Raw genomic sequence first — 17,527 nt, 5'->3', positions numbered from 1 at the left:
GCCACCCGCCGGGGCGACCACACCGTCGAGTCGCTGGCCGGCAAGGCCGCGCCCGACCGCTTCGTGGTCCTGCTCTTCTCCGCTCCCCTGTTCCCAGCGAGTGAGGCACCTTTGTCCAGCGGGCTTGTCCGCGCCACCTCGCCCAACCAACCGCCCAGCGCCCTGCCGAACGAGCTCGCCGACGAGCAGCTCACGCTGCTGCTGGAGATCGCCACGCCCTTCGTGCAGACCTGGGTCTGGCCCATCTGGGACTACGTGGTCAAGCGGATGGACGAGCGCGGGCTCGATGCCCGCAAGATCATGGCGTCCCTGCCCCGCGTCGGAAGCACCGGAACGCTCGGGCCGTCCTACGGCTTCACCGCCAAACACGACTGGCGCATGATCGGCGACGGCGACCCGGTCAGGCTCACGGTCGCGGCCGCCCTGCCGCTCGGCGAGCTGCGCCCTCTCCTCGCAGACCCGTTCCTGCGGGTGCTTCACCACATGATCGCCCTGCAACGAGCCGCAGTACCGTCGCCGACCGAGGTCACGCAGACCTGGCTGAACTCACCGGAGCTGGCCGAGGCCATCCCCAGCCTCAAGCCCGAGTTCATCGCCGCGCTCCCGCAGATCCTCGACGATGAGCCCAGCACCTGGGGGGGAAGCGGACGGGGCCCGAACCTGCCCGACGACCGGCGTGGGCCAAGGAGATCAAGCGCGAGATCCAGGAGTACGCGCAGGCGACCGACGTGGAGGCATACGTCGCCACCGTCTGCCGGATCGTCACCGAACAGATGTGGGAGCAGAACTACCACCATTACCGCGCCGAGCAGGGTGTGCCGCTGCCCCGCGAGTATGCCGCGGCGCCCCGGCCCGGCCAGGCCGGGGAGGAAGCGGCGGAGCCCCCCGCCGCGCCGGAGACCTCCGGGTCGGTCTACGTCAAGGAGGCGCTGATCGAGGAGCTGGTCGAGCTCGACGGCGCCGGCCGCTTCTTCACCGACAAGCTGGTCCGGCAGTGCAGGGAGCTGAACTTCAACTACCAGCACGAGCAACCGTTCTCGTGTCACGCACTGCTGCGCGCCATCATCGACCACGTTCCGCCGGTCTTCGGCGTGGCCGGGTTCGCCCAGGTCGCCAGCAACGTCACGGGGCGGACCAAGACCGACAAGGACTACCTCAAGAAGCTCCAGGACTTCCGTACCCAGGGCGACGACGTGCTGCACCGGCAGATCGGCCCCCAGCGCAGCCGCATCGACATGCACGACGTCCCCGCCCCGGCAGCCCTGAACGCCCTGCTTGAAGGCCTCCTCAAGCACCTCCGGCAGGCCCGGGCCGCGGCCGCGGCCGGGAAGTAGCGCGCCGACCTGCCGGGCCTCGGACGGGCGGCCGGGCTGTGTACGGGCCCGGCCTCCCGGAGGCTTCACCGTGCGGCGCCCGTACCGTGGGGGTGCTCGTGCCGGGCGGTGCGGAGCAGGCGCAGCCACGCGCCCTGGTGAAGGCGCTCGGCGGGTCCAACGAGCATGGCGGGCCACGGGCACGGCCGGGATCCGGCGGGGGCCGGTACCCATAGACGCGGCCCGCATGCAGTCGCTGCGGGCGGTGCTGTCGGGCCTGGGCGGCGATGGCGGGCAGGTCCAGCGGAACGGGCAGGGCGCGAGCTCGGCCCAGACGACCTTGCCGGTGCCGGTCGGGTGCTCCCCCGCTCTTCGGCCAGGGCCTCGACCATCAGCAGGCCGCGGCCGGTGACGGCCTGGTCGTCGCCGATGCCGGCCACGATCCGGGGCAGGGCGGCGCCCTGGTCCTCGACCTCGAACCGCACCCGGGCGCCGGCCGCGTCCAGGCGCAGCAGCGCGGTGAGCCGGGCCGGGCCCGCGTAGCGGGCGGCGTTGGCGAGCAGTACGGAGGCGACGGTCACCAGGTCGTCCAGTGCGGCGCCGTCCAGGCCCCAGCCGGTGGCGGCGCAGTGGACCAACCTGCGGGCGGGGCCGACGCAGGCCACGCGCCGGTGCGGGTCGGAGGCGGTCGCGGTGAGGGTCAGGCGGTACAGCGGCCCGCGCCGAAGACGGTGCGGCATCGGGGCCCTCAGGGGTGGTGACGGCACGTCGGTCGGGTGGGCCACCGGTTCGGAGGCGACCGGCGGCGGCCCGCATCCGACCCAGCCGACCCGCGCCACAGGCGCAGTTCCAGTCCACCGCCCGCAGCCACGGGAGCGGTGCCACCCCGACCGCACGTTTCACCGGCCACTTCAGCCCGGCCGCCCGCCCGGTGGCGCCAGGGTGTGACGACTCCTCAGACCGAGGAGAGCAGGCGGTGGGCACCAGCACGCCAGCCGGGTTGGGCAAAGCGGCCGGCTGCACCCAGGAGACCCTCGTCGTCGCGTTCGCCGCGCTGGCCACCGGCTCGGCATCCAGGCCGCGGTGAGCGTGCGTCAGCTGCGCCGCTGGGAGGCGCCCGACCCACCGCTGCCGCACCCAGGCCAGCAGGAGGTACTGGAGGCGCCGCTCGGGGTGCCGCTGGAGGAGCTCGGCTTCCAGATGCCCGCCGAGCGGCGCAGCACGCACCGGCCGGGCCGGCAGGTCGGCGCGGCGGACGTCGTGCTGCTGCACGCCGAAGTGGCCGGGCTGTACGCCATCGACCACACCGCCGGCGGGCGGGCCGCGCGCACCGCCCGCCCGCCGGGTCCTCGGCGAGCTGGAGCGGGCACTGACCAGCGGCAGCTACCTGGAGCGGGGGCCGGGCCCGCACCGCGTGCTCGGAGGCGCTGGCCACCGCCCGCCTGGTCGGCGACCCGCTGCTGGAGATCCGCGCACTCGACAGCCTCTCCCTCCTCGCGGTCGGGCAGAAGCGCCCGTGGGAGACGGTCGCCGCGGCCAGCACGGTCGGCGCCCTCGCCCAGTCCCACGGCAGCCTCAAGGTGAAGTCCGTCGTCGCGCTGCGCCACACCCCGCCCTGGTCCCCCGAGCCTCACGTACACGAGCGGGTGCAGGTCTGTCCGTCTCAGGGTCTGGTATTCGGCGAGGGTGAGGCGGCAGGTGCTGGGCGGGGTGGTGCCGGGCCAGTCCGGTGAGTCGATGCCTCGGGCGCGGGCGGCCTGCCACATGGTGGGGACCAGGGCGTGGGTGTGGGCGGGGGTGGCCATCTGTTCGCACATCCACAGCAGTCGGCCGGCCCCACGGGAAGGACCGAGGGTGCGCCAGCGGATGCGCTGGGCGAGGTCGGCGGCGGTGATGGCGATCCAGGGGTGGACGGTGGCGAGGGGGCCTTGGGCGCCGAGCCAGGCGAGGTAGCGCTGTGCGTCGTCGAGGACGGGGGCCATGGAGTCCGCCGGGATGCCGCGGATGTATGCGGGCCGGCCGCGGAAGGCGCGGGGTGCGCGGGCGACGAGGAGCAGGACGGCGCGGGCGAGGTCGCCGGCGACCGGCTGCCAGTCCTCCTCCTCGTCCTGGTCCGCGTCTGTGGTGGCCTGGCCGGGTTGGCCGAGGGTGCGCAGGACGTTGTAGAGCTCGGCTTTGGCGCGGTCGGTGAACGGCGCTTGTTCGAGCGCGGGCAGGCGGGTGGCGAGGGTGGCGATGAGGGCGTCTTCCGCGGTGTCCGGGTTGTCGGGGACGGGGAGGTGGGCGGTGGCGTCGGCGAGGGTGGAGGCGAGGTCGGCGTCGACCATGAAGCGGCTGGTGAGGCGGCCGAGTTCGGTGGCTTCGATGCGGTCGTCGCCGCCGTCGGGGTCGGGGGTGCGGGTGAGGTAGGCGGTGTCGGTGAGGAAGTCGGTGGCGTCGTGGAGGGGGTCGAGGGGGTGGTGGCCTTGGTGGAAGGCGAGGGTGCTCTTCCACCAGTTCTCGGCCTGGGTGGTGGTGGCGAGGCGGTTCTGGACGGCTTCGGCGAGGAGGTGGTCGGGCAGGCGGTCGCGGATGCGGGAGGTGACGGTGTATCCGGCGGCGAGGCGTGCCTGCCAGTGGTGGCGTTCGCTGGGGGCGGTGAGCAGGTAGGCGTGGCCTTCGCGTTCGCCGGCGCCGATGCGGCCTGCACGGCCGAACATCTGCTGGACCATGGACACTTCGATACGGCTCATGCCGATCTGGGTGTCGCGGACGATGACGGCACGGGCGGGCAGGTTGACGCCGGCGGCCACGGTGGAGGTGGCGACGAGGATGTCGGCCTGACGGGTACGGAAGGCCTGTTCGGCTTCGCGCTTGTGAGGCCAGTCGCGGTAGTGCAGGCGCACGCCGGCCTTGGTGCACAGGCGCTCCACGAGATCGCTGTCGTCCGCGTCGGCGCCGGTGGTGTCGACGCCGCGGTCATGGGCCAGGGCGAGGGCAGTGGTACGGACCGAGCGTTTGCTGCCGCAGAACACCAGGACACTGCCGCCGCCGGCGGTGTGGTGGCGCGCGAGGTCGACGGTGCGGCGGGTGCGGGTGTTGTTGCGGGTCGCCCAGTCGGCTGCGTCGGCGTCCGGTGGCATGGCCGGCAGCTGCCAGGTCAGGCGGGTCGGGCGCCAGGGCGAGCGGATGAGACGGGCGCCGAGCCATCCGGCGAGTTGGTCGGCGTTGGCGACGGTCGCGGACAGGCCCACGATCCGTACCCGGGTGGCGTCCTCGCGGACCCGGGCCAGGAGCGCCTCCAGGACCGGGCCCCGGACGGGGTCGCCGAGCAGGTGGATCTCGTCCACGACCAGGCAGCCGACTTCGGCGAGCGCGGCGCGTAGGGAGCCGGCGCGGCAGATCGCCTCGAACTTCTCGGTGGTGGCGACCCACAGATCGGCTTCGCGGATGAGGTCGGTGTCGACGGCGGCTTCGCCGGTCAGGCGGACCACCCGCAGCCCGGCGCGGCGCCAGGCGGCGAGGTCGCGGTCGAGTTCGTCGGTGAGGGAGCGCTGGGGAACGAGCCAGGCGGCTTTGCGGCCGCGTTGGTGAGCGGTGAGGGCGGCGACCATGCCGATCGCGGTCTTCCCGGCTCCGGTCGGGGCAACGACCATGGCGTGCTCGTCGCCGTCGGTGACGGCGGGGATGGCGGCGGCCTGGACCGGGTTGAACGCCGGGTGCGGCAGCAGCGCCTTCCACACCTCGGGGACGAGGTCCTCGACGGGCACGAACGCCTCGGTGTCGCCGGCGGGGAGCTCGTCCAGGGCGTCCCACTGGGCGGCGAACGCGTCCCGGGCCGCGTATGCGGCGGGCCCTGCGGCCGGCGTCGCCACGCCGCCGGGCCAGGCGGCCAGCTCGACGGGCGCGCCGAGGTCGGACACCGTGGTGACCACCTCGTCCTCCACCCAGTGCGCGGCGGTGCGCACCTGGGCGCCGAGACCAGCGAGAGCGTCGCGCAGGGTGTCGAAGCGCTCCCCCGCCGGGATGATGACCCTCAGGTCGGTGGCGGCGCGCAGTGCGGGCTCGGGCACGTTCCAGGCGGGGTCGGTGATCTTGCCCCACCACAGAGCCCGCGTCTCCTTCTGGGCCGGCAGGGGCAGGTCTTCGGGCCACGCCGGGCCCACGGGGGCGGTGGTGGGTGCGGGTTCGCGGGAGGGGTGGGGCAGGCGGATCGCCGTGACGCTCACGCCGGGCCCGCTCGGACACGGGCCCGTGTCGGGTCCGGCCACCAGCCGTGCCGCGGCGCGGGCGGTCACCGCAGGAGCGGCCTTTGTACGCTGCGGTCCGGGGGCGGCGGCCGCCGCAGGCGTGGCCGGGGTAGTGGGGCGCAGGAGCCTGTCGTAGGTCTTCACGCCGAGGTCGGCGAGCGTGAACGCAGCCGGGCAGGCGGGGCAGACGACGGCGACGTACCGGTACTTGCGCCCTGCGGACTCGTACGGGCGGCGAAGCGAGTGCAGTACGCCGTCGCACTGCGGGCACGGGCGGGGCACCTGCTCCTGGTAGGTCCAGCCCGGCTCGGTGAACCGCTGCTGCAGCCCTGCGGCCGGCAGGTCGCTCCCCCACCTGTCACGGACGAGCTGCTCGACCGTCAGATCGCTGGCCTCGGTGTCTGTTTCGTGCACGGTGCTCACTGTGGCAGCCGGGTAGCCGCCCGTACCAGAGGCACTCGGACAGTGTCGCGGCCCCGTGCCGGTGGCGCCGTCAGCGGCAGGGGCCGAACCTTCGTGCTCAGCGCCGATTTGGCCGCCTTCGCTGCCGGGCGGGATGCGGCCGGCGCGATTCAAGGCCGTGGTGCTCTCCCGCTGGTGTTCCGGCGGGCCGCCGAGGGCCTGGGAGCCCTTGTTGTTCACCGGTGTGAGAGTTGGAACCGCACTGGGGTTGAGATCGCGGACGCGGCCCGCTCAACGTGGCGCGGAAAAGTACTGCTGGGCTACGTCACGGCTGGGGTTGCTCAGTGGAACAGTGCTTCGACCAGGGCTGCGCGGAACCGGCGCTGCCGGACTCCAGTGGCGATGGCCTGCGTGGTCGGATCCCCTGTCAGGCCGATACACATGACGACGGCTCCGGTTTTCTCGAGCATGTGCCACATGTCGTCGGTGAGGCGGACGGGCACTGCGATGCGGACGATCTCCGGGTCGGTGCTGTGCTTCGACTCGTCGTAGAAGCCTTCGAAGGTACGGTTGGCCGAGTTGAAGACGGCCTTCCAGCCGTGGTCCTGGGCGAGTACAGCGGGCGCGTCCCACACGGGCCAGCCGAAGTGGTCCTGCACAGCGGTGGTCGTTGCGGATGTGTGCCCGGACAGCACCAGGGTGACGGTGCGCACCTGATTTCCCGTGATGACGGTTGTCCTGCCTTGGGCTCGGGCGCTCACCGCGCCGGGCGCTGACAGGCCGATGTGCGTGACCGCCATGTTGAGCTGAGCCCACAAGTCCCGGGGACGTTCTGCCATGCCCCCAGCATCGGGTAGGCGGGGTGGCGCGGGGGACTGTGTCAGGGTCATTCATTCTTTCGGGTGGGCCCGTGTACGCGGCGGGCTGGAACGCGCTTGGCTCCTGTTGAGAACCTGACGCTCGAACAGGCCGCATATGTGGGCTGCTTCGTCCACGGCTCTCCTGTCCCAGGGGCGAGTTGCACGCTTGGGCGGCCGGGCGGCCTCCCGTCCAGCTCCGCGAAGCGGCCGGCTGCGGAGATCAGGTCGACTGCCCAGGGCGGTACGGGAAGATCGCCGCCGCCGTCGGTGCGGGCGGCGGACAGCCGAAGCGGCGCGTCGGAGCGTCCGGTGACAATCCGCTGTGCCAGCGCGGCGGCGTGCAGCGGGTGGGCGACGCGTGTGTGAAGCCGGTGGGCGAGCAGGACCGTCGCATGGTCGGGCTCGGGTGGCCCTCTCTGTCATCGTTGTGTGAGACGCCCTGAAACGATCAGCTGGTCTGAGAGGGCACGAATGGAGTCTCTGAAGTTTCCCCGTGATCTCGGACACTCGTTCTTATGCGGCGATGGTGTGCCGCTGTCGGGTCTCGTGCGGGGTCAGGTAGCCCCAGTTGGGGTGTTTGCGTAGTCGGCGCCGGTTGTAGAAGGTCTCGATGAAGGAGAAGACCTCGGTGCGGGCGGTTGCCCTGTCGGGCCAGGTCCGGGTGCCGATCTCGGCTTTGAGAACCGCCCAGAAGCTCTCGGCTGCGGCGTTGTCGTAACACGAGCCGGTGCGTCCGGTGCTCGCCCTCATGCCCAACCTGGTTACCTCGCTGCGGAATTGAGCCGAGGTGTATTCGCTTCCGCGGTCGCTGTGCGCGATGCAGTCCGGTTCCAGGCGACCGCGTCCGTGGGCCTTGTGCAGGGCGTCGACGACCAGGTCGGCGCGGTGGTGGTCGGCCATCGACCAGCCGACGATCTCGCGGGTGGCCAGGTCCAGCCAACAGGCGAGGTAGAGCCAGCCCTCCTCGGTCGGCAGGTAGGTGATGTCGCCGACCAGGCGGGTGCCGGGCCGGTCCGCGGTGAAGTCACGGCCGATCAGGTCCGGTGCGGGCCGCGCCTGCTTGTCCGGCCGGGTCAGCGACCGGCGGTGACGGCGGGTGACTCCGGCGATGCCTCGTTCGCGCATCAGCCGCTCGACACGCTTGCGGTTCACGCCATGGCCCAGCCGCCGCAGCTCGGCATGAACGCGCGGGACGCCGTAGGCGCCCCTGGAGGCCAGGTGGACCACCGTGATCTCGTGCACGAGTGCTTCGTCGGCCCGACGGCGCGCGCGCCGGGTGTCCTCGCCGTCGCTCCAGGCGTAGAAGGAGGAGCGAGGAACACCGAGTACGCGGCAGAGCAGGGTGACCGGGTAGGTGGCCTTCTCCGCCGCGATGAACCGGTAGACCTCGCTCACCGGTCGCTCTCCCGCGCGAAGAAGGCCGTGGCTTTTTTCAGGACCTCGATGGTCTTCTGCTGTTCGAGGTTCTGCCGGCGAAGGCGACGCAATTCCTCGTGCTCGGCGCTGGTCAGTTCGCCCGGGCCGCCCTCGCCGCGGTCGATCTTGTCCTGCTTGACCCAGCTCCGCAGCCCCTCGGGGCTCACTCCCAGGCCTCGGGCCACCTCGGTGACCGTTTTGCTGGAGGATCGGGCCAGCGCGACGGCATCACGCTTGAACTCCTCCGAGTACCGCTTGCCCTGCTTGTTGCTCACCTGGCTCTACTTCCTCTGGGACCACGTCCCAGTCTCCAGGTGTCCAGGTCAACGGGGAAGCTTCACCCCCGGACACCCCCGACAACCGGCACAAGGCCAGGACAGACCGCGGCAAGCCGCTGATCACCCGCCGCAACGGCAGCCCCGGTCCCCCGCGGCCCGCAACCTCCCGGCCGGCCCGCCCGGCGGAATCCGGCCCCCGGCCCCGAACCGCCACCACAAGAGGGTCCGTGACCAGCGCTGCCGCCGGTCACGGACCCTTTCCAGCGCGCTCCGCCAGCAGCCGGGCACAACAGCCCCCGGCAACCACCACCCACGCACAGGTCCCGGAGCAGCGGCCCCACCGCCGCCGCCCCACACCACAGCCCGCACCACGGGCCCGCAGCACAGCCCCGCACGGCGACTCCCACAACACCGCGTCGGACAGGCTCCGTTCGTCCGCTGCCACAGCGGTTGCCGAACGGTTCGGGCAGCACTTGCCGGTCTTCGGCGCGTCCGTCGTTCAGCAGTTCTGACCGCAGACGAGGGTGGGTTGGCCGGCCCGTCATGCCGTCCGGCTCCGGTGGTCACTAGGTTCGGACCATGACGATCACATATACGTGGCGGGGCGACGTCGACAACTCGGCTCTCAACAAGCTGCACGCCGAAGGGTTCGGTCATCCGGTCGGACAGACGGACTGGCGTACGAGACTTCGACGTCACAGCCTCGGCTGGGTCTGCGCCCGGGAAGACGACCGTCTGGTCGGCTTCGTCAACGTCGCCTGGGACGGCGGCGTCCACGCGTTCGTCCTGGACACGGTCGTGGCCCAGCGCAGTCGTTCGAACGGGGTAGGAGCAGCGCTCGTCAGAGCAGCTGCCGAGGAATGCCGCGCTGCCGGGTGCCAGTGGCTGCACGTCGACTTCGAAGAACACCTGCGATCCTTCTACTTCGACACCTGCGGCTTCAGACACACGCCGGCAGGACTGATCGCCCTGTGACCTCGGGCCCCGGCCCCGGAGACGTGCCCAGAGGCCGGAAGGGAAGATCCTCAGCCGGCGACGCGCCCCTCGGCCCGCGCCCGGGTACCGGCCCGGCCGGCCCCGCGGACTCGGTTCGCGGTTCGGGCGGTGCGCCCGCTTCGGCCGCGTGATACTCCGTGTCCCGTCCGTCCAGCCGCCGGCCGGCGACCCCGGCCGGCGCCAACCCTCACCACCGCCCGCCACCGCCCGCCACAGCCGCTCCAAGCCGACCCGCCCGCGATTCACGCCGCCGTACAAGCCACGCCCGCACCAGTACACCCACACCAGGCCCCGGCCCGGCGACCCGCCCCCGGCGGCCCGGCGGCACGCTCCCCCCTCGCACGCCGGACAACGCGGTCAGCGCACCGGCCCCGCCACGGCCGGCCCCGCCGCCCCGGGGCCGGCCGGAGCGCAGGCCGCGTTCAAGCGCGCAACGGCGGCATCGTCCAGGCGCAGCGTCGCGGCGCGGGCGGAGTCGCGGATCGTCTCCGGGCGGCGGGTGCCGGGGATCGGGACGAGTACCGGACTGGTGGACAACAGCCACGCCAGCGCCGCCTGTTGGGGGCCGGCCCCGTGGGCGCGGCCGACCTCGGTGAACACCGCGGTCAGGTCGTCGTCCCGTACGCCGACCGTGCCCAGCGGGCGCCAGGCCGTGAACGCCAGGCCCAGTTCCTCCGCACGGCGCAGCACCGCGCGGTGCTGTACGGCGCTGGGTGAGAACTCGTTCTGCACCGCGACGAGCGCGTCACCCAGCATCTGGTGGGCCAGGTCGAGTTCGGCGACGGTGACGTTGGAGACCCCCACCGTGGCGACCACCCCTTCCGAGACCAGCCGGAGCAGCGCGGTCAGGGACTGCGCCAGCGGCACCACCGGGTCCGGGGCGTGCAGGAAGAACAGCTCGATACGGTCGGCGCGGAGCCGGTCGCGGGACGCCTCGGCCGAGCGGATCAGATGGTCGGGGCTGCTGTCGGTCAACCACCGCCCGTCACCGGGACGGACCCGCCCGGCCTTCGTGGCCACCGTGATCCGCGCCGGGTCGCCGTCCCAGCTCTCCAGCGCGTCCGCGATCAGCGTCTCGTTGTGACCGACCTCGTCGGCGCCTATGTGATAGGCGGAGGCCGAGTCGATCAGGGTGACCCCCGCGTCCAGGGCGGCGTGGATCGTCGCCACGGCCTGCGCGCGGTCCGGGCGGCCCTCGATGGACAGCAGCATGCCGCCCAGACCGACCGGGAAGATCTCCGACCGCCCGCACACACGCGTCGGGTTGGTGCGGTGAGGTGTGTGGTGCATGCGTTTCCCTGTCTCGTTGGTGGTGCCGCCGAGCGGCCGGCGGTGCCGGGCGGCGGCACCGGCCGCCCGGGAGAACCCGCCGGTCCGGGTGTGGCGGCCGGTCGGGCGGGTGTGGTGGCTGGAAGAAACGGAAAGAAGCGGACCGAAGCCCCCGCCGCACGGCGCGGTACACCGCACGGCGGACCGCCCGCGCACGGACCACCCGTATACGGACCACCCGTATACGGGCCACCGCACACGGGCCACCGCACACGGACCGCCCCCGCCCGGACGGCCCGCCCGGCGGCTCCGGCCACGCGGGCCACGTGGACCCGCCCCGCGCCAGGCCCCGCGGGCATCGGCATCACGCTCTAGCGCCGTATCGCCAGGCGCCCCCGCGAGATGACGGCGGCGACCTCGGCCCGCGGATCCGCCAGCAGCCCGATGTGCGTACCGGGGTTGTGACGGGTCAGGACGACGTCGGCGCGGGCGCCGGCGGCGATGACGCCCAGCTCGCCGTCAGCGCCCAGCAGCCGCGCCCCGGTGGTGGTGGCGCTGCGCAGCACCGCCCAGCCCGGCTGCGCCCGGGCCCGCAGCGCGAACTCCGCGGACTGGTGGACGTGCATCCGGCCCAGCAGGTCGGTGCCGAAGGCGATCGCGGCGCCCGCCGCGTGGGCGTGGCCCAGCGCGGCCAGGCCGCTGTCGCGGACCGCCGCGACCTTGGCGACGCTCACCGGCGGGAGCCCGTACCCCGGGCCCTCGTCCGCCAGCACCGTGTACGTCACCAGCGTGGGCACGTAATAGGCGTCGTACTCGGCGAACAGCCGCGCCTCGGGCGGACCGATCAGATTGCCGTGTTCGATCGTGCGCACGCCCAGCCGCAGCGCGCGTGCCACCGCCTGCGGTGTGTAGGCGTGCCCGGCGCAGTACACGCCCGCCCGCCGGGCCTCGTCGACCGCGGCGCGGATCTCGTCCTCGCTGTACTGCGGGGTGTCGATCCGGTCGGTCGGGCTGGAGATCCCGCCCGACAGCATCAGTTTGACGAACGACGCCCCGGACCGTACCCCTTCGCGCACCGCGGTGCGCAGCGCGTCGGCGCCGTCGACGACCCGGCCGATGCCGGGCACGGCCGGGTGGTCGTCGGCGTGGTGGCGGCCGCGCGGGCGCAGGTCGCCGTGGCCGCCGGTCTGGGACAGCGCCCGGCCGCACACGTACAGCCGGGGGCCGGGCGCGATCCCTTCGTCGAGGGCGTCGGCGAGCCCGGCGTCCGCGCCGCCGGCGTCCCGGACCGTGGTGAAACCGCGCTCCAGCATCGCCCGCAGTTCCCGCAGCGCGTGCGCGGTGACATAGCTCGCGGCCATCCCGGTGTCGGCCCACTCGTCGGCCGACACCGAGGTGACGTGCACGTGGCAGTCGATGAACCCGGGTACCGCGTACAGCCCGGTGCCGTCGAGATCGCCCGGCGCCGCCGGCCCGGGAGTGTCGGCCGTCACCGCGGTGATCCGGTCGCCGTCGAGAGTGATCCTCCGGTCCTGGAGCACCCGTTCGCCCTCGGGGTCCACTACGTGCACATGCCTGATGTCCATCGCTGTACGCCGCTCCTCGCTCCGCCCGCCGTCCGCCCCGTGCTCAGGCGCCGAACAGCTCGTCCACGGTGGTCGTGGTCGCCGCGTTGCCGACCATGAAGCCGTAGTCGCCCGGCGCGGTACGGGTGTAGCTCTCGCGGGTGAGCACCAGAATGCTGGACTCGTAGGGCGCCACCAGCTGCTCCAGCGTCCGGAAGGTGTACGGGTCCACGACCTCGCCGATGACGGTCCCGCCCTTGATCACCTCGCCGAGCCGGTCGGGGGTGAAGTAGGAGATCATCGCGCCGCCCCGGGTCGGGCGCAGGGTGACGAGTTCGGTCATCACGGTCTGCGGCACGGCGGGGCTCTCCGCCTCGCCTTCCAGCATGCCGATGGCCTTGAGCATGTTGCGTCCCTGGCGTACGGCCTTGGCGAGGAAGGCGTCCGTCAGCTGCCCGCCGCCGCCGAGTTCGCACACGGTCGAGGAGATGCCGTTCTTGATGGCCCACGCGTTCGAGGTGCCCTCGTACTGCTCGTGGTGGTAGAGCAGAGGGGCGCCGAAGGAGGTGGCCATCTCGCGGCCGTTGTCCACGATGTAGGAGTACTCCACGGTGGAGTACAGGCCGCTGGAGTGGAAGTCGACGAAGTAGTCCGCCTGGAGCATGATCTCGGCGAGTACGGCGGCCAGTTGCTCGGTGACCGATCCGTTGCGGTCGCCGGGGAAGATACGGTTCAGGTTGAGGCCGTCCTGCGGGGTGAAGCGGGACATGGCCTGGTACGCGTACGGGTTCGCCACCGGCACGGCCACGATGGTGCCCGACAGCTCGGCGGGGTCGACCGAGGAGACCAGTCGGCGTACCTCCTCCGGGCCCATCGCCTCGTCGCCGTGGATACCGCCGAAGGCGACCAGGGTGGGGCCGGGCCGGGCGCCGGTCAGACGGTGGACGGTCAGTGCGAGGTCGTGTCCGTTGTCGATCCGGGTGACCGGAACGGTCTCGACGGTGTGGCCCGGCCGCACAACGGTGGTGTCGGCGGTGGCTGCGGTGTCGCTCATGTGCTGTGTCTCCTCGGTGATGGTGATGGTGCCGGTGCGGCGGGCCGGGGAACGCCGTCCCCGGGCCGCTTCACCGCATGTCGCCGATGGCCGCGGCCTCCCGGCGCAGGGCGGGAACGGCGCTCTCGGCGATGTCGTGGGTGAATCGGGCGGAGGGCCCGCTGATGGACAGTCCGGCCACCGCCACGCCGTCCGGGCCGGTGACGGCGGTGGCCCGGCAGCGCAGGCCCACGCTGTAGGTCTCCTCGTCGACCGCGTAGCCGAGCCGGCGTGCCTCGTCCAGCTCGGGCTGCATCTTCTCCAGCGTTCCCTCGGGGTCCTCGACGTCCGCGCCGCGCAGCAGCGCGAGCTGACGGGAGCGCGGCAGCCGCGACATGATCGCCTTGCCGAGCGCGGAACGGTCCGGCGGGATGAGTTCGCCGACCCGGTTCACCGCGCGCAGCGGCTGTTCGGACTCGGTGCGCGCGATGATGAACATGCTGTTCCCGACGATGCGTCCGGCCGTCGTGCTCTCACCGGTGATGCCGGTGAGCAGCCGGGTGGCCTGCTGGAGGCGGTCGTTGCTGTAGAGGTGCTCGCTGACCGCGAAGGCCATGACGGCCAGCCGCCGGCCGGGCACGAAGCGGTGTGCGGCGGTCTCGTGGAGGAATCCCCAGGTGACGAGCTGGGCCGTCAGCCGGGACACGGTGGACAGCGGCGCGTCGGCCGCCGCCGCCAGTTCGCTCAGGGTCAGCGGCGCCCCGTCGGAGATGACCGACAGTTCCAGCAGGTTGAGGATGCGCCCCATGTAGCTGGGTGACTTGGTGTTCTCGCTGGCGGCCGGTCTGCGGCCCCCGGTGCCCTCTGCCATGGGTGGTGTCCCTCTCCTGTCGTCCCGTGATGGTGGTGTGCCGCGGTGTTCCGGGCGGAGCGGTCACCATCCCGCCGCCCGCCCCGGGCGCCGCGGGTCGCAGTATCCGCGCCGGTTACCGTCCGTGTCGACCTCCACCGCGTGGACCGACCCGAAGTGCCAGAAGTACGGGGTGGTGAGCCGTACGTCCGCGCCGTAGCGTGCGGTGAGCGCGTCCAGGACGCGCGGGTCGAGGCGGGCCTCGACGGTCAACGGCTGGTCGCTCTGGGCGCCTTGGAAGCGCGGGGCGTCGATCGCCTCGGGCAGGCCGAGGCCGTAGCCGAGGTGGTTGGCCAGCACGATCGCGGTGGCGCGCGCGGACAGGCCCGGTGAGCCCAGGGCGAGGTGGGGTACCCCGTCGCGGGCCACCATCGTGGGCGGGAAGGGCGACACGACGCGGCGCCCTTCGCCGCTGCCGGTTCCCGGGAAGCTGTTGCCGCTGTTGACGTGGACGCCGTCGACCACCAGTCCGGTGCCGAAGGTGGTGCCGTAGACGCTGTGGGTCAGGGACGCCATGTTGCCGGCGCCGTCGACCGCGACGACATGGTCGGTGTTGTTCGTGTGCGGCTGCCCGGGCGGGCGGACCGGACGGCTGTCCGCGGGCACCGGGCCGCGCCTGGTGTTCCCGCGGATCAGCGCGGCCAGCGACGCCGTGAAGTCGGGCGACAGCAGTTCGTCGACGGGCACGTGGTAGGATAGCGGGTCCTTCACGAACCGCTCGGTGAAGAACTCGGCGAAGGCCGTCGCGCGCCGCAGCACCTCCAGCGCCTCCGGCTCACGCGTGTAGTGGCCCAGGGCCGGCAGGTCGAAGTGCTCCAGGACGCCCAGGACGAGCGAGATCAGCACGCCCGCGGTCGACGGGGGCGGGGCGCCGATGATCTCGTGGCCCCGGTAGCCGCTCCGGACGGGTTCCAGCGCGCGTGCGGAGTAGTCGGCCAGGTCGCGGGCGGTCACGGTGCCGCCGGTGTCCCGTACGGCGGACACGAACCGCTCGGCCCAGGGGCCGCGGTAGACGTGGTCGGGGCCTTCGGCGGCGATCCGGCGCATCGTTTCGGCCAGCGCCGGGCGGACCACGCGCTGTCCCACCGGCGGTACATGGCCGTCCGGCAGAAACTCCGCGCGGCCCGAGGGGTGGGCGGAGAGCCGGCCGGCCGCGTCGAACGCCTCGCCGTAGAGGAAGGAGTACATGGGGAAGCCGCCGGCCGCGGCCTCGACGGCCGGTGCGAAGTAGTCGGCCCAGGCGGCGCTGCCGTGGCGGGTCATGGCCAGGTGCATGCCGGCCACGGTGCCCGGCACCCCGACCCGCCGGCCCGAGGAGGCGCCCAGGGCGCCGTCGACCGCCGCGTAGTGGTCCCAGGTGGCGGCCACGGGCGGGGCGTCGCGGGTGTGGTCGAGTTCGCCGTCGATGTAGTCGAACCGGCGCAGCGCGGCGTCGTAGTACAGCACCGACATACCGCCGGCCAGCGTGGTCATCTGCGGTTCGACCACCCCTTGCAGGGGTACGGCCGTGAGCACCGCGTCCATGGCGTTGCCGCCGCGCCGCAGCACCTCCAGCATCGCGTCGGCGACCATCGGGTGCATGGCCGAGACCATGGCGGTACCGCCGTGTGCCGTGTTCTTGGGCCCCTGCTCCAACTCCTGGGGAAGCCAGGGTTCCTGACCGGCCGTCATATCCGCCCGCTTCCCGGGCCGGGCCGCCGCGCCGGCGCGGGGCCGATGCCCATGGCATCCGCCACCAGGCCGACCGGCGGGGAGCCGAAGGCCATCAGCTCGCGGTGGAAGCGCGGCAGGCCGAAGTCACTCCCCCAGGCGGCCTTCGCCTGCTCGCGCAGCCGCCGCATGAGCACCTTGCCCCAGGTGTAGCGGATGTACGTCGGCTCCCAGACGCCGCGCAGCGCCTCCGCCCGTGCGGCGGGGCCGGCCAGGAAGGCCTTGTTCTCGAAGAGGGCGACGGCGTCGGCGACGGTGAGGGCGCCGGTGTGGATGCCGAGGGCCGCCTGGACGCGGACGGCCCGCATCATGGCTTCCTGGGCCATGCCGAACTGGTAGAGGGGGCTGTCGTCCTGGTAGCCCTCCTCCCACATCATCTCCTCGGCGTAGTGGGCCCAGCCCTCGAAGAACAGCTCGGACCACAGTGTCCTGCGGACGGGCCGGGCGACCTGACCCATCATCAGGGCGTGGCTGCAGTGCCCGGGGCCGATCTCGTGGACGGCCATCACGGCCATCGCGGGCCGGTTGAAACGGGACAGCCAGGCGCGGTGGTCGTCGGGGGACCAGTGCGCGGCGGGCCCGGTCACATGGAACAGCGAGTGGCCCTGCGTCTCCCACGGCGCGGTCCAGCTGACCCGGCCGGGCGCCCAGCTGCGGGCCGGCGGCGAGGGCTCCACCAGGCACGCGTCGTCCACGGTGGGCACGAGTTCGCGCTCGCGGACGAAGCTTGCGGCCAGGGCCACCTGTGCCTGGGTGTCGGCCAGGATCCGTGGGAAGTCGCCGTGGTCGGCCCGTACCCGCGCGCTCAGCCGCCGGGTCCGTTCGGCCGGGTCGGCGTCGCCATCAGGGTCGAGGCGGGCGGCGGCGTCGTCGAGGACGTCCCGCATCCGGGCGTACTCCGAGTCGGCCATGGCGGCCAGTTCGTCGAGGTCGACGTCGACCCGGTCCTCGCAGCCGAGCAGCGCGGTGAGGTCCGCGCGGCCCAGGCTCGGGGCCGGGTCGCCGTCCCGGGCCGCTCGTTCGAGGTGGGCGGTCAGCCGTTCCAGCGCGGCCAGCGCCCGCCGCCCGTCCTCCCCGTCGTCGGGGCGGATCTCGGCGGCCATCCCCCGCGCGGCGGGCAGGAACATGCTGGCGACGGGGGACGACAGCTCGTCGAGTGCCTCCAGCGCGTTGTCCACGGTGTCCGGCCACAGCCGCAGATGGCGGCGCCTGGCGTCCTCGCGCGCACCGGCGTCGGTGTAGGGGCGGTCGTACGGCGACAGGTCGAGCGCCTCGATGTGCACCCAGGGGTCCCAGCGGTGCTGGCGCAGACGGCCGAACCGGGTCCGCATGGCGTTCTCGGTGGCCGCCAGTTGCGCCTCGTCGTGCGGGTCGTCCAGCACGGGACCGCCGAGCGCGGCCAGCGCGGTGGTCACCCCGGCCGGCGACAGGTCGACGACGGTACCGTCGTACTCGTCGTGCAGTCCTGAGTACTCGCGCATATAGGCGGCGTCCAGGTCGCAGACGTGACGCAGCCGCGGGAACAGCTCGGCCATCGGGTGGTCTC

General features: G+C 72.9%; 13 protein-coding genes. 2 read left to right on the top strand and 11 right to left on the bottom strand.

Annotation, left to right across the window (positions count from 1 at the left end):
- Window positions 1-728 precede the first annotated feature (728 nt).
- Window positions 729-1,334, top strand: coding sequence for a hypothetical protein (locus OHA30_RS33830; protein WP_328911659.1), 606 nt, complete (start codon window positions 729-731; stop codon window positions 1,332-1,334).
- Between the two features lie 65 nt (window positions 1,335-1,399).
- Here the strand turns inward: OHA30_RS33830 and OHA30_RS33825 are convergent, their stop codons facing one another.
- The 5 genes from OHA30_RS33825 to OHA30_RS33805 all read right to left on the bottom strand — a co-directional run bounded on the left by OHA30_RS33825 (window position 1,400) and on the right by OHA30_RS33805 (window position 8,495).
- On the bottom strand, window positions 1,400-2,053 hold the full coding sequence (locus OHA30_RS33825; protein WP_328911660.1) for an ATP-binding protein: 654 nt from the start codon (window positions 2,051-2,053) through the stop codon (window positions 1,400-1,402).
- A gap of 354 nt (window positions 2,054-2,407) precedes the next feature.
- Window positions 2,408-5,956, bottom strand: a complete 3,549-nt coding sequence (locus OHA30_RS33820) for a DEAD/DEAH box helicase (RefSeq protein WP_328911661.1) — start codon at window positions 5,954-5,956, stop codon at window positions 2,408-2,410.
- Window positions 5,957-6,285: 329 nt separating this feature from the next.
- Complete coding sequence (locus OHA30_RS33815; RefSeq protein ID WP_328911662.1) at window positions 6,286-6,783, bottom strand: hypothetical protein; 498 nt, start codon at window positions 6,781-6,783, stop codon at window positions 6,286-6,288.
- A 534-nt stretch (window positions 6,784-7,317) separates the two neighbouring features.
- Window positions 7,318-8,199, bottom strand: a complete 882-nt coding sequence (locus OHA30_RS33810) for an IS3 family transposase (protein WP_328914236.1) — start codon at window positions 8,197-8,199, stop codon at window positions 7,318-7,320.
- The gene (locus tag OHA30_RS33805) at window positions 8,196-8,495 is read right to left on the bottom strand and encodes a transposase (protein ID WP_328914235.1); all 300 of its coding nucleotides are present in this window, start codon (window positions 8,493-8,495) and stop codon (window positions 8,196-8,198) included. Before OHA30_RS33805 ends, OHA30_RS33810 begins: the two co-directional genes overlap by 4 nt.
- Before the next feature lie 582 nt (window positions 8,496-9,077).
- Between OHA30_RS33805 and OHA30_RS33800 the strand changes: the two genes are divergently transcribed.
- The gene (locus OHA30_RS33800) at window positions 9,078-9,473 is read left to right on the top strand and encodes a GNAT family N-acetyltransferase (RefSeq protein WP_328917677.1); all 396 of its coding nucleotides are present in this window, start codon (window positions 9,078-9,080) and stop codon (window positions 9,471-9,473) included.
- A 378-nt stretch (window positions 9,474-9,851) separates the two neighbouring features.
- Here the strand turns inward: OHA30_RS33800 and OHA30_RS33795 are convergent, their stop codons facing one another.
- The 6 genes from OHA30_RS33795 to OHA30_RS33770 all read right to left on the bottom strand — a co-directional run bounded on the left by OHA30_RS33795 (window position 9,852) and on the right by OHA30_RS33770 (window position 17,516).
- The gene (locus tag OHA30_RS33795) at window positions 9,852-10,784 is read right to left on the bottom strand and encodes an aldo/keto reductase (protein ID WP_328917676.1); all 933 of its coding nucleotides are present in this window, start codon (window positions 10,782-10,784) and stop codon (window positions 9,852-9,854) included.
- A 350-nt stretch (window positions 10,785-11,134) separates the two neighbouring features.
- A complete protein-coding gene (locus tag OHA30_RS33790; protein WP_328917675.1) occupies window positions 11,135-12,349 on the bottom strand; it encodes a metal-dependent hydrolase family protein in 1,215 nt (404 codons plus the stop codon).
- Window positions 12,350-12,392: 43 nt separating this feature from the next.
- Window positions 12,393-13,382, bottom strand: coding sequence for a succinylglutamate desuccinylase/aspartoacylase family protein (locus OHA30_RS33785; RefSeq protein ID WP_328917674.1), 990 nt, complete (start codon window positions 13,380-13,382; stop codon window positions 12,393-12,395).
- Window positions 13,383-13,452: 70 nt separating this feature from the next.
- Window positions 13,453-14,232 carry an IclR family transcriptional regulator gene (locus OHA30_RS33780; RefSeq protein WP_328917673.1) on the bottom strand — a complete coding sequence of 260 codons (780 nt, stop codon included), beginning with the start codon at window positions 14,230-14,232 and terminating at the stop codon, window positions 13,453-13,455.
- A gap of 63 nt (window positions 14,233-14,295) precedes the next feature.
- Entirely contained in the window at window positions 14,296-15,942 is a 1,647-nt protein-coding gene (locus OHA30_RS33775; protein ID WP_328917672.1) for a gamma-glutamyltransferase family protein, read from the bottom strand.
- Window positions 15,939-17,516, bottom strand: coding sequence for a DUF885 family protein (locus OHA30_RS33770; protein ID WP_328917671.1), 1,578 nt, complete (start codon window positions 17,514-17,516; stop codon window positions 15,939-15,941). The genes OHA30_RS33775 and OHA30_RS33770 overlap by 4 nt, the downstream gene beginning before the upstream one ends.
- Between the last annotated feature and the right edge of the window lie 11 nt (window positions 17,517-17,527).

It is taken from the genome of Streptomyces sp. NBC_00223 (assembly GCF_036199905.1).
GTDB lineage: Bacteria > Actinomycetota > Actinomycetes > Streptomycetales > Streptomycetaceae > Actinacidiphila.
This window is presented reverse-complemented; position numbering and strand designations above follow the sequence as displayed.

Coding starts and splice junctions, on each gene's coding strand:
- OHA30_RS33825 (WP_328911660.1), bottom strand. CDS start 2,053: ATGCCGCACCGTCTTCGGCGCGGGCCGCTGTACCGCCTGACCCTCACC.
- OHA30_RS33815 (WP_328911662.1), bottom strand. CDS start 6,783: ATGGCAGAACGTCCCCGGGACTTGTGGGCTCAGCTCAACATGGCGGTC.
- OHA30_RS33800 (WP_328917677.1), top strand. CDS start 9,078: ATGACGATCACATATACGTGGCGGGGCGACGTCGACAACTCGGCTCTC.
- OHA30_RS33795 (WP_328917676.1), bottom strand. CDS start 10,784: ATGCACCACACACCTCACCGCACCAACCCGACGCGTGTGTGCGGGCGG.
- OHA30_RS33790 (WP_328917675.1), bottom strand. CDS start 12,349: ATGGACATCAGGCATGTGCACGTAGTGGACCCCGAGGGCGAACGGGTG.
- OHA30_RS33785 (WP_328917674.1), bottom strand. CDS start 13,382: ATGAGCGACACCGCAGCCACCGCCGACACCACCGTTGTGCGGCCGGGC.
- OHA30_RS33780 (WP_328917673.1), bottom strand. CDS start 14,232: ATGGCAGAGGGCACCGGGGGCCGCAGACCGGCCGCCAGCGAGAACACC.
- OHA30_RS33775 (WP_328917672.1), bottom strand. CDS start 15,942: ATGACGGCCGGTCAGGAACCCTGGCTTCCCCAGGAGTTGGAGCAGGGG.
- OHA30_RS33770 (WP_328917671.1), bottom strand. CDS start 17,516: ATGGCCGAGCTGTTCCCGCGGCTGCGTCACGTCTGCGACCTGGACGCC.